Genomic DNA, 12,062 nt, shown 5'->3' with positions numbered 1-12,062 from the left:
ATGGACACTGTTGAAAGCACCGAACAACCGTTACTGCTTGCCTTGCGGGCCTTGAAACTTGGGGACCTCTTAGTGGCCGTTCCGGCCCTGCGCGGCCTGCGCCGGGCGTTCCCGGAACACCGGATTCTGTATGCCGCCCCTGCCTGGATAGCGGAGGCCTTGGAGCTGGTGGGCGGCATCCACCATTTGCCGACGCCGGGTTTGGACGACCCCTTGACGGTGCCTCGTGGCGCCGTCGATATCGCGGTCAACCTGCACGGAAACGGCGCCGAAAGCCGACTCCGGATAGAGGAATTGCAAGCGAACCGGGTGGTGGCTCATGAGTCCCCCGGAATCGACGGGCCATCGTGGATTACCGGCCGCCCCGAGCGGGAACGCTGGACCAGGCTGCTGAACTGGCACGGTATTGACGCCGATCCCCTGGACTATCGTTTGAACACTCCGGCGGTCCCATCGCCACGCCCGGGCGCCACGGTAATCCACGTGGGCGCGGCCTACGGCAGCAGGCTCTGGCCGGTGGAGCGGTTCGCGGATGTCGCCGTCGAGCTGGCCGCCGCCGGGCATGAGATTGTGCTGACGGGCGGCGCGTCCGAGCGCGGGCGCGCCGAAGAGACCGCCGCCCTGGCCAAGCTCAAAGGAGCAAACCTCGACGACGGCCTGCTGGCCGGGCGGCAGGGCCTGGCAGAGTTTGCGGCCACCATAGCCGCAGCCCGGCTCGTCGTGTCCGCGGACACAGGCGCCGCGCATCTGGCCTCGGCCTACGAACGTCCATCGGTGGTCCTCTTCGGGCCGGCGCCCGCCGAGGAATGGGGTCCGCCGCCCGGCCCGCACGTGGTGCTGACCGCCGTCGAGCTCCGCCGCGGTGACGTCTTCTCGCCGGACCCCGACCCCGCGCTGCTGGCCGTCAGCGTCAAGGACGTACTCGACGCCGTGGCAAGGCTGGGGTGCTGACGGAGGCTAAGGCCCAATTCCGTTCTAAGGCCCAATTCCGTTCTAGGGTGCTGTTCCGTTCTGGAGGTGGTCCTGCTCGTCCAGCAACTGGGCTTGGAGCGAGACAAGGATCTTCGAGAGCTTCCGCGAAACCTGCATCTGTGAAATGCCCAAGGCCTCAGCGATGGTGGACTGAGTTTCCTCACGGTAGTAGCGGCGGTAGAGCAGGTGCCGGTCTTCGGCACTGAGGTCGCGGATTGCGTTCCGCAGGGCCAGCACGTCCTCGAGCCGGTCCGTTGGGCAACCAAAAGCTGAAAGGGAGCCCTGGAGTCCGTCGCGGCCCTCCGAGGCCGGGGCGTCCAACGAGTCCGGACGCTTGCTGGTCCCGGCCATGAGGGCTTCCCGCACCTGACAGGGCTCCAACTGGAGATCCTGGGCGACTTCCTCAGGCGAGGGGGTGCGCTGCAGGGTCTGTGTCATCTCTTCAGTCCGCGCCAGCACCTGCCGACGCACATCCTGGATGGTCCGAGGCGGGCGGACAACCCAGCAGTGATCCCGGAGGTAGCGCTTGACTTCCCCGGCGATGGTTGGAGCGGCGTAGGCCGGGAAGCTGACACCCTTGGACTCGTCGTAGCCACGGGAGGCTTTGATCAGGCCCATGTACGCGACTTGCCGCACGTCGTCGATGTCGTGGGTGTGGGCCGAGTACCTCGCCGCGATGGCTTTGGCCAGATTGAGGTGGTCCAAGACCAAGCTGTCTTGGAAGCTCTGCCGAATACTGCCCTCGGGCGCGGGCCCAGGAGTTCTTGTTCGGACCTCGTAGGGTCGGGTTTGGTGCATGGGGCTTCAATCCTTAGGGGATGTAAAGGGTGAGCCCACGGCAAGACTCTTTAAAAAGAGAAGCACACTTACTATTAGCTTTCAACGGGTATGGGAGTAAAAAGCGAAGTACGCTTACTATTAACCTTCAACGGGGATGCGGGGTGAGGCTCAAAAGGCACCGTATCCAGGAGCGGAGATCGAGATGGAAGAACCACAGCTCGCCGAACCGGCATCAATGGTGGCCGATATCCAAAGCCTGCTCTTGGACACCGACGACGTCACCGAGTTCCTTGAAGAACTCGCAAGGCACTCCGCGGCCATCTTCAGCGGCTCGGCAGGGGAAATATATTGCGGCATCACGCTGATGCGGCAACGCACCGCAGCCACCGTTGCCAGCAGCGGGGAACGGGCACGGCAACTGGATGAAGTCCAGTACGCGTTCGCTGACGGTCCGTGCTTGCACGCCTGCCGCGAAGGCACGCAAGTCCACATTCCGGACTTCGAAAAGGACAACACTTGGCCGGACTATAACGCGGCCATCACCGACCACGGTCTGCGTTCCGTGCTGGCCGTACCGTTCAACCTCCCGGACGATACCGCCAGGGCGGGCTTGAATCTGTACTCGGACCGGCCCCATGCGTTCGACCAAGGTGCCGTGCAGCGGGCCAACGATTACGTTGACCAAGCCTCCAATGGCCTTCGCTTGGCCATTAAGCTGGCGCAACACAGTGAAACGGCCGCCAACTTGCGGGCGGCAATGGAGTCGCGAACGGTCATCGACGTCGCCACGGGCATCATCATTGCCCAGAACAGGTGCACACAAGTGGAAGCCATGGAGCTCATCAAGAAAGCCTCCAGCAACCGCAACATCAAACTGCGGGCCGTAGCCCAGGCCATCGTTGAGTCAGCCGGCGGTGGACAGGTCCAGACGTACTTCAAATAGGCCCGGGCTCCAGCTAGGCGTCAATCACCAAGTCGGTCCGTGCGGTGGAGCAGCACGGCAAGAATTTACCGGCGTCGATTTCCCGTGTCCGGATTCCGCCCTGGTGGTTCATGTCGACCTCCCCTGACAGCTTGACCACTTTGCAGGAGCCGCACATGCCTTCCTTGCAATTCGCGCCGATCCTGACTCCTGCACGTTGGGCCGCCCCCAGGATGTGCTCCTTGGAGTCGATCCGCACATTAATGCCGGTGCGCATAAAGGACATCGTGAGACTTCCCGTCCCCACCGTGTCGAAGCTGGAGGCATCGGGTGCAGCAGCCTTCGGCGCCTCCTCCGGGTTGCCCCCGGACGCTGCCGGACCCGGCACATCATGCTCTACGGATTCCAGCGGCAACCCCGTAGCTTCCAAGGTGCCTTCGGTGTCGTAGCCTGGCTCGTAAAGGCCGAACGCGGCGGGTTGGCTTTCGTAGTAGTCTTCGGCGGAATCGGCGAGTTCCTCTGCAATTTCCTCCGCAATGTCCACGGCAAGCGCGAGTTCGGCTTGGTATTCAAGGAGAGTTTGGCGATCCCCCGAGAAGAACTCCATGTAAATCGAGGTGTCGTCCACCCCAACCTTCCTCAGGAGCTCGGTGGCCGTATTCAGGTACCCCTCGGGCCCACAGGCATAGACTTGGCGGCCATTGGCATCGGGCGCCACCTCCTCAAGCATGGCGGCCGTGAGCCTCCCGCTTAGCCCTTCCCACCCATCGGGCCTGGCGCGGTCACCTAAGGAGTAGAACACTTTCACGCGCGAGTCCACGGAGGCGATGTAGGCCAACTCCCGGTGGAAGGCGAAGCCGCCGGCAGCGGCTCCGTGGTAAAGCACCACGACGTCGGCCTGCCCCGGCAGCGAGTGGATGGTCCGCACCATGGACATGATGGGGGTGATCCCCGCTCCGGCGGCCAGCAAGAGGTACCGTGCCCGCCGGTCGGCGTCGGGCAGGTGGAATGCCCCGACTGGGCCGAGCATCTCCAGGACCGTACCAGGTTTGACGTTCTCGTGGACCCACGGCGAGACCACTCCGCTAGGGTCGCGCTTGACGGTGATGTCGAAGGTCCACGGCTTCGTGGGCGAACTGGAGAGCGAATAGCTGCGGTCCACCGGATCCCGGTCCTCGCCGTTCACTGGGAAGGCGACGTTAACGTACTGCCCCGCACGGAAGGCCAACGGTGCACCGTCAGTGCGACGGAACACGAAAGTCATCATCCCGCCCACCTCCGGAACGATCTCGACACATTCGGCCATGAACTCCTGCGGATGCCAAGGTCCGAGGGCGCGGGCCGCCCGGGCAGGCGCCTCGGTGCTGCCCATGACCCGGTTCCAAGGCATCTCAAGACCGCGAATGCGCCGTGGTTCTTGGATGGCAGCCTCAGTGCGGATTTCGATCATGCCAAGTGCTCCTGCACGCGCTGTACGTACCAGTTGATGAATGCCTCCACCTGGTATTCGCTCTTCATGTATGGACCCGGTTCGTACGCAGGGCTTCCAGCGCCCTTCTGGCACAACTCCACGAACGCCTTGTCCTGGAGATTTGTTTGCTTCCAGGTGTAGGTGAGCTTTTCCAGGTCGTAATCGACGCCTTCCTCGGCGTCGTCAGCCACCAGCCATGTGGTGCGTACGAGTGTCTGGTGTTCGTTGATGGGGAAAACGCCGAAAGTAATCACGTGGTCCCCGAGGAAGTGGAACCAGCTGTTCGGCTGCAGGTGCATTGAGCAGCGGCCCAGGCGGAAGTCGCGCAGGTCGCCCAGCAGCTTCTTGGAGAGCCTGCGCCCATCGGTCGAGAACGATTCGCCTTCTCCGTCGAGCGATTCCCGTGAGATGCGGATTCCCGCTACGCGTGTGTCGAGCTCCTCGACCACCTCATAGGGAAGGCCATAGCGGCGGCAGCGTTCCTCGAGTGAGGACTGGGCTTCCTTGTTGCGGTCCCACACCTCCTCGAGGTGTGCTGGGATCAGGCCTTCCGTTAGGCCCCAAGTGGGGAAGAGTGAGCATGCGAGTTCCGGGTGCCCGTCGCAGTGGTAGCACTCACGGTTGTTCTCCATGACGAGCTTCCAGTTACCTTCCTCGACGATGTTCTGCTGGTAGGCAACTTTCGTCTTGGACAGATCGTGCGGCGCGAGGTAGGGCTCGAAGATTTTTCCGGTTTCATCGAAATCAGCCGGCGGTTCGTCGGCGATGCAGACAAAGATCAGTCCGGCGAACACACGGCTGTGCGCGCGCTTGAGGCCAAAGCATCCTTTGTCGAACTTCGCCTCTCCCGGCGCAGAGGCATGGATCAGATCACCGTTCGGGTTATACGTCCAGGAGTGGTAGCCACATACGAGGTTTCCCGTGGAACCTGCGGGTTCGGTCAGCACCCGGGCACCGCGGTGCCGGCAGACGTTGTGCAGTACGTTCACGCCGCCGTCGTCATTGCGCAGCACGATCAAGGAGTAAGGCCCATAGTCGACCGTCACATAGTCGCCCGGTTCGGGCAGTTCCGCGATGCTGGCGGCAAAGATCCAGTGCTGGCCAAAAATGGCTTGCATGTCGACGCCGAAAATCGTCGGGTCCGTGTAGAACGGGGCGTCGAGGGAATATCCCGCGCGCCGAAAGTCGAACAACTCGCTGATCTCGGCCAGCTGCTCTGCGGGCAAAGATGACGCGAGTTTTCCGCGTGTGTTGAGGGGTAAGTTCGCTGGAGCAGACATGTGGTTCCTCCCGGGGGCTGGGTAAGTATGCGATTCGTGGGGACAACGGGCCGGGGGTCCACCCTGCGTTGTCGAAATCCGCGTAATCACGAGATTAGAGTCGATCGACCTGCAACAAAAGCGCAACATTCAGGAGATATCCATGCACAATAGGTGCATGATTGATCCACGTCTGATTACGCTCCGGGTTTTTGCCCGCTGTGGCACGGTTGGTGCCACAGCCGAGCTGACAGGATATTCCCCTTCCGCTGTTTCCGCGCAGTTGCGTGAGCTCCAACGTGTACTGGGAATGCAACTCCTGACCAAGGACGGCCGGGGTGTGCGGTTGACCGCCACCGGCCGCTTCCTCGTGGAGGGTTCGGACACCCTCATTTCCGAGTGGGAGAGCCTGCGCGCAGCGGCCATGGAAGCCGGCGACCAGGTGCAGTCCCGCTTCGGCCTTGGCGGATTCTCGACGGCTGCGGCGCAATTGCTCGCTCCGCTGGCAGCCTCGTTGCGCTCAACACACCCCCTGCTGCAAGTGCAGGTACTCGAGGCCAATCCGGCACGCTGCTTCGATTTATTGGTCGCCGAGCGAATCGACCTGGCGGTCATCGTCGCGATGCAATCGGACAGCTACGGCGAGGATGACCCACGTTTTGAGCAGACCGTTCTGCTTGACGATCCACTGGACGTGATTCTTCCTGCAAGCCATCCCTTGGCGTCCCGGAAAACGGTGACGCTGGAAGAGCTGGCCACGGAGCCCTGGATTACCGAGGCCGCGGGTTCCACCTACCACTCCCTTTTCACCGCAGCCTTCACGGCCGTTGGAGTGACACCACGGATAGCCCATGAGGCCGTTGAATGGGAAACCCAGATCGCGTTCGTAGGCGCGGGACTTGGCGTGGGCCTGCTGCCACGCCTGGCGCCGTTGCACAACGCCGAAAACGTGGTCCGGCTGCACATTGCCGGGAAAGGGAAGCCCGCCCGGCGCATCGTGGCCGCCGTGCGGCGAGGGAGCATCACATCGCCCCTGATCCAGGAGTCGCTCGGCATCCTGCAGGTCAGTGCCGCTCGAATCCTCAACGATCGGCCTAAAGACGATCTCTGACGTGCCCTCCCGTGGCCGGGTAGCCGTCGTTGCCGGTTGGGCTCTCCCCCGAGCCCTGTTACCAGCCGCGCTCTGCGAGGCGGTGGGGCTGGGGGATCTCGTCGACGTTGATGCCGACCATCGCTTCGCCCAGGCCGCGGGAGACCTTGGCAATGACATCGGGGGCGTCGTAGAACGTGGTGGCCTTGACGACGGCGGCGGCGCGCTCTGCCGGGTTCCCGGACTTGAAGATGCCCGAACCAACAAACACACCATCAGCGCCGAGCTGCATCATCATCGCAGCATCAGCCGGGGTCGCGATCCCACCGGCGGTGAACAAAACCACCGGGAGCTTACCCGTGGCAGCGATTTCCTTCACCAGCTCGTACGGGGCCTGGAGTTCCTTGGCCGCAACGTACAGCTCGTCCTCGGGAAGGGAGGAAAGCTTCGCGATCTCCGCCCGGATCTTCCGCATGTGCCCGGTCGCGTTGGAAACATCCCCGGTCCCGGCCTCACCCTTGGAACGGATCATCGCCGCACCCTCGTTGATGCGGCGCAACGCCTCACCAAGGTTCGTGGCACCACAGACGAAAGGAACGGTGAAGTTCCACTTGTCGATGTGGTTCACGTAGTCAGCCGGGGTCAGGACCTCGGACTCGTCGATGTAATCGACGCCGAGGGACTGCAAAACCTGCGCTTCGACGAAGTGACCAATGCGGGCCTTCGCCATGACCGGAATGGACACAGCAGCGATGATCGCATCGATCATGTCCGGATCGGACATGCGGGACACGCCACCCTGGGCACGGATATCGGCAGGGACACGCTCAAGCGCCATGACCGCCACAGCACCGGCGTCCTCAGCGATACGGGCCTGCTCGACGTTAACGACGTCCATGATGACGCCGCCCTTGAGCATCTCCGCCATACCGCGCTTCACACGGCTGCTGCCCGTGAGTGCTATGTGTTCAAAAGTGTGAAGTCTTGCGGTCACGTGGTACTCCAAAGGACTGAAGCCTGCGATTGCATCACAAGCCCGCCCGGAATCTGTTCCCTGCGTCGAGGAGTAACGGCTGATATCCGGGTGATATATTAGTTGGAGTATCCATTATGCAAGCGTCGGGGCAGGGAGTCAACAGCCCGTCGCAAGCGCCTCGAAACTCAGGCCGCGAACAGCGCCTGACGCACCGCGTGCTCAAAGCCGGTGACGTGGTCCCGGGCCAATGCAGTTGCTTTCTCTTCATCGCCGTCGAGAACCGCCCGGAGAAGGTCCACGTGCTCACGGACGTGGTGCTCCAAGTCAGGAAGGCGATCCAGAACCATGCACCATATGCGGGTGGCCAGGTTGTCATAGCGGATCAGGACGTCCTCGAGATGCGGATTGCCGGCCGCCGCGTAGATCCCTTGGTGGACGCGTGCGTCCAGGCGGAGAGTCTCCACCACCGAGGCGCCGGCAACATCAAAGGCCTCTACGGCCCGCATGATGTCCTTCAGATGTTCCTTGGTTGCCGGTGAAGCCAAACGGGCCGCACGCCCGGCCGCCAGTGGCTCCAACTGAGTCCGTATCTCCGAGATATAGGCTAGGTCCGTCACCTCGACCCTCGTGGCAAAGGTGCCACGGCGCGGGTAGGCCACCACCAAGCGGTCCAGCTCGAGTCGCTTCAGGGCCTCCCGCACAGGGGTGCGGCCGATCCCCAGATCCTTGGCCAACTGGTCGTCATTGAGGAGGTCGCCCGGTTTGATCTCCAGCATCAAGAGCCGGTCACGGAGGCGCTCGTAAGCCGTATCAGCCAGCGATTTCCTGCTGGTGCCGTCCGCGATTGCCAGAGTTTCGAGTGCCATGGTGCCGACCCTTTCCGCAGGTCCCTAAGATCTATTGACCTCTCCCAGTGACCAGTATACGCTGAATCCCAATCCTAATATATCAGTACAGGACTCAGGAATATATCTAAAGGAGGAGCCATGACCCTAGTGGCGACAGACTCACCAATCCTTACCCCGTCGCAGCCAGCAGAGCTCAATGAAGAGCAAAGCAACCTTGGCGCACAGTCCCAGAAGTTCGTCCTCACCTTGTCGTGTGTCGAGCGCGCCGGAATCGTTCAAGCGGTTACTACCTTCCTGTTTGACCGCGGTTTCAACATCGACGAGCACCAGCAGTTCGACGACGGCATCCGCCAGACACTGCACCTGCGCACCGCGTTCTCCGGCTCTCCGGACTACACCGCCGAACGGCTCGAAGAGGAATTCAGCTCCATTGCTGATCGCTTCGAGATGAAATTCGAGTTCCATGACCAGACCAAAAAGCGCGTACTGGTCATGGTGTCCAAGTTTGGTCATTGCCTCAACGACCTCATTTTCCGGTGGCGCGGAGGAAGCCTCGGCGGAGACCTCGTAGTAGTCGCCTCCAACCACGAAACCCACAGGGCCATGGCTGAGGCTGCGGGACTGCCTTTCGTCTACATCCCGGTCACCCCTGACACCAAGGCCGAGGCGGAGCAGAAATTGCTGGATCTGGTGGATGAGTACAACGTGGACTTGGTGGTCCTCGCCCGCTACATGCAAGTTCTCTCCGATGACCTGTGCCGCGCGTTGGAGGGACGCGCCATCAACATCCACCACTCGTTCCTGCCGAGTTTCAAGGGGGCCCGCCCCTACCACCAGGCCTACAACCGAGGCGTGAAGCTGGTGGGTGCTACCGCCCACTACGTGACGGCCGACCTGGACGAAGGCCCGATCATCGAGCAGGAAGTCATCCGCGTGGATCACAGCTACGGTCCTGCAACCCTTTCCACCATCGGCCAGGACGCAGAAGCGCTGGCCTTGTCCCGCGCCGTGCGCTGGCACTGCGAACACCGCGTATTGCTGGACCGCACCAGCACCGTTGTGTTCCGCTAATCCAACCCCCAACAGCACGCCCCACTCGAACTTCAGCAGGAGAATCCACATGGCATCGACGCCCCGCATCGTCATTATTGGAGCCGGGATCGTTGGCACCAACCTCGCCGACGAACTGGTCACCCGCGGTTGGAACAACATCACCGTACTGGACCAAGGACCGTTGAACATGCCCGGGGGCTCGACGTCCCACGCCCCGGGCCTCGTGTTCCAGACCAACCCTTCAAAGACCATGGCGCTCTTTGCCAAATACACCGTGGAGAAGCTCCTTTCGCTCACTGAAGATGGCCAGAGCTGCTTCAACCAGGTGGGTGGCCTTGAGGTCGCCACCACTGAGACCCGCCTGGCTGACCTGAAGCGCAAGCTGGGTTACGCAGCTTCCTGGGGCATCGAGGGCAAGATCCTCTCCCGCGAGGAATGCAAGGAGCTCTATCCCCTCATTAATGAGGAGGACATCCTTGGTGGCCTCCACGTCCCAACCGATGGCCTGGCCTTGGCAGCACGCGCAGTCCAGTTGCTGATCAAGCGCACTGAAGCCGCGGGCGTTACGTACCTGGGCAACACCACCGTCACCGGGATCGAGCAGGCGGACCGCCGCGTCACCGGCGTCCAGACGACCGACGGCGTCATCCCTGCGGATATCGTCGTTTCCTGCGCCGGTTTCTGGGGCGCAAAAATCGGAGAGATGATCGGGATGTCCGTCCCGCTCCTCCCGTTGGCGCACCAGTACGTCAAAACCACCCCGGTGCCCGCGCAGAAGGGCAAGAACGAACTGCCCAACGGCGCTTCGCTGCCCATCCTCCGTCACCAGGACCAGGACCTCTACTACCGCGAGCACGGCGAGCGCTACGGCATTGGCTCCTACGCCCACCGCCCCATGCCGGTGGACCTGGATGAACTTGGGAGCTACGAGCCCAGCAGCATCAGCGAACACAACATGCCCTCCCGCTTGGACTTCACGCTGGAAGACTTCCTCCCGGCTTGGGAAGCCACCAAGCAGTTGCTGCCGGCCCTCCGCGAGAGTGATATCGAGGATGGCTTCAACGGCATCTTCTCCTTCACCCCGGACGGTGGCTCCCTGGTCGGTGAGTCCAAGGAACTGGATGGCTTCTTTGTGGCCGAGGCCGTGTGGGTGACTCACTCCGCCGGCATTGCACGGGCCGTCGCCGAACTGCTGACCACCGGAAAGTCCAGCATCGATCTTGGCGATTGCGATATCCACCGCTTTGAAGAGGTCCAGCTGACGCCCGAGTACGTGAGCGAAACGTCCCAGCAGAACTTCGTGGAAATCTACGATGTGATGCACCCGCTCCAGCCCAAGCTCTCCCCGCGCAACCTCCGCGTCAGTCCTTTCCATGCCCGGCACAAGCAGCTGGGCGGCTACTTCCTCGAGGGCGCGGGCTGGGAGCGTCCGTACTGGTTCGAGGCCAACGCTGAACTCCTCAAGGAGATGCCCGACGAATGGCAGCCTCCGGCCCGCGACGCCTGGTCCGGGATGTTCAGCTCTCCCATCGCGGCGGCCGAAGCCTGGAAGACCCGCACGGCGGTGGCGATGTACGACATGACTCCGCTGAAGCGCCTTGAGGTCTCGGGTCCGGGCGCCTTGAAGTTGCTGCAGGAACTGACCACCGGAGACCTGGCCAAGAAGCCCGGAGCCGTCACTTACACCCTGCTGTTGGACCACTCCGGAGGAATCCGAAGTGACATCACTGTGGCCCGCTTGAGCGAAGACACGTTCCAGCTGGGCGCCAACGGCAACATTGACACCGCGTACTTCGAGCGGGCGGCCCGGCACCAGACCGAAAACGGAACAGCCAGTGATTGGGTCCAGGTTCGCGACACAACCGGCGGTACGTGCTGCATTGGCCTGTGGGGCCCGCTGGCCCGCGATCTTATGGGCAATGCCAGCAGTGATGATTTCACCAATGACGGGCTGAAGTATTTCCGATCCAAGAAGGTCACCATCGGTGGCGTCACCGTGACGGCCATGCGCCTGTCCTACGTGGGCGAACTCGGCTGGGAGCTGTACACCAGCGCAGACAACGGACAGCGTCTCTGGGATGCACTGTGGAAGGCCGGCCAGCCGTTCGGAGTGATCGCCGCCGGACGGGCCGCCTTCAGCTCGCTGCGGCTGGAAAAGGGATACCGCTCCTGGGGCACTGATATGACCACCGAGCACGACCCGTTCGAAGCTGGTCTGGGATTCGCCGTGAAGATGGCGAAGGAAAACTTCGTCGGCAAGGCAGCCCTTGAAGGGCGGAGCGAGGAAAGCTCGGCGCGCCGCTTGCGCTGCTTGACGGTCGACGACGGCAGGAGCCTGGTGCTCGGCAAGGAACCGGTCTTCTACAAGGACCAAGCCGTTGGTTACGTCACCAGCGCCGCTTACGGTTACACGGTCAAGAAACCGATCGCCTACGCATACCTGCCCGCCGCTGTTTCCCTGGGTGATTCCGTGGAAATTGAGTACTTCGGGCGGCGTATCCAGGCCACCGTTACTGAAGATCCCCTGTACGACCCCACCATGAGCAGGCTCCGCGGCTAAGCACGGCGCCCTCGGTTAGGCCAGCGGCCCGGACCCATCTCCTCGCAACCGGATCCGGGCCGCTGCCTAACGCATTTCCAGCCCAGCCCTTCTTTGCCAGTCCAGCCTTTCTTTGCCAGTCCAGCCTTTCT

10 protein-coding genes are annotated in these 12,062 nt (G+C 62.4%); 5 read left to right on the top strand and 5 right to left on the bottom strand.

All coding sequences use genetic code 11. From position 1 onward, the window contains the following. Nucleotides 1-951: a glycosyltransferase family 9 protein gene (locus tag SB659_RS15680; protein ID WP_410551003.1), complete on the top strand. Its 951-nt coding sequence runs from the start codon at nucleotides 1-3 to the stop codon at nucleotides 949-951. A 42-nt stretch (nucleotides 952-993) separates the two neighbouring features. On the opposite strand, the gene SB659_RS15675 is transcribed toward SB659_RS15680, so the two are convergent. Then, nucleotides 994-1,770 (bottom strand): sigma-70 family RNA polymerase sigma factor, encoded by a 777-nt coding sequence (locus SB659_RS15675; RefSeq protein ID WP_284976666.1) that lies wholly within the window; start codon nucleotides 1,768-1,770, stop codon nucleotides 994-996. 184 nt (nucleotides 1,771-1,954) lie between these two features. Between SB659_RS15675 and SB659_RS15670 the strand changes: the two genes are divergently transcribed. After that, on the top strand, nucleotides 1,955-2,695 hold the full coding sequence (locus SB659_RS15670; RefSeq protein WP_284979830.1) for a GAF and ANTAR domain-containing protein: 741 nt from the start codon (nucleotides 1,955-1,957) through the stop codon (nucleotides 2,693-2,695). A gap of 13 nt (nucleotides 2,696-2,708) precedes the next feature. Here SB659_RS15670 and SB659_RS15665 read toward each other — a convergent pair whose 3' ends face one another. Both SB659_RS15665 and SB659_RS15660 read right to left on the bottom strand, forming a co-directional pair. Further along, a complete protein-coding gene (locus SB659_RS15665; protein ID WP_410551002.1) occupies nucleotides 2,709-4,124 on the bottom strand; it encodes a ferredoxin reductase in 1,416 nt (471 codons plus the stop codon). Next, nucleotides 4,121-5,425, bottom strand: coding sequence for an aromatic ring-hydroxylating oxygenase subunit alpha (locus tag SB659_RS15660; RefSeq protein ID WP_284976663.1), 1,305 nt, complete (start codon nucleotides 5,423-5,425; stop codon nucleotides 4,121-4,123). The genes SB659_RS15665 and SB659_RS15660 overlap by 4 nt, the downstream gene beginning before the upstream one ends. A gap of 157 nt (nucleotides 5,426-5,582) precedes the next feature. Here SB659_RS15660 and SB659_RS15655 point away from each other — a divergent pair, with 157 nt between their 5' ends. Continuing rightward, on the top strand, nucleotides 5,583-6,515 hold the full coding sequence (locus tag SB659_RS15655; protein WP_284979832.1) for a LysR family transcriptional regulator: 933 nt from the start codon (nucleotides 5,583-5,585) through the stop codon (nucleotides 6,513-6,515). 58 nt (nucleotides 6,516-6,573) lie between these two features. On the opposite strand, the gene pdxS is transcribed toward SB659_RS15655, so the two are convergent. Both pdxS and SB659_RS15645 read right to left on the bottom strand, forming a co-directional pair. Then, nucleotides 6,574-7,488, bottom strand: a complete 915-nt coding sequence (gene pdxS / locus SB659_RS15650; RefSeq protein WP_410551001.1) for a pyridoxal 5'-phosphate synthase lyase subunit PdxS — start codon at nucleotides 7,486-7,488, stop codon at nucleotides 6,574-6,576. A gap of 167 nt (nucleotides 7,489-7,655) precedes the next feature. Next, entirely contained in the window at nucleotides 7,656-8,336 is a 681-nt protein-coding gene (locus SB659_RS15645) for a GntR family transcriptional regulator (protein ID WP_284979834.1), read from the bottom strand. Nucleotides 8,337-8,456: 120 nt separating this feature from the next. Between SB659_RS15645 and purU the strand changes: the two genes are divergently transcribed. Together purU and SB659_RS15635 are read left to right on the top strand one after the other, a co-directional pair. Then, complete coding sequence (gene purU, locus SB659_RS15640; RefSeq protein ID WP_410551000.1) at nucleotides 8,457-9,389, top strand: formyltetrahydrofolate deformylase; 933 nt, start codon at nucleotides 8,457-8,459, stop codon at nucleotides 9,387-9,389. Between the two features lie 49 nt (nucleotides 9,390-9,438). Further along, nucleotides 9,439-11,931: a GcvT family protein gene (locus SB659_RS15635; RefSeq protein ID WP_410550999.1), complete on the top strand. Its 2,493-nt coding sequence runs from the start codon at nucleotides 9,439-9,441 to the stop codon at nucleotides 11,929-11,931. Nucleotides 11,932-12,062 lie beyond the last annotated feature (131 nt).

The organism is Arthrobacter sp. SIMBA_036 (genome assembly GCF_046535135.1).
Lineage (GTDB): Bacteria > Actinomycetota > Actinomycetes > Actinomycetales > Micrococcaceae > Arthrobacter.
The sequence above is the reverse complement of the archived record's forward strand: the minus strand, read 5'-3'. Positions and strand labels throughout refer to the sequence as shown.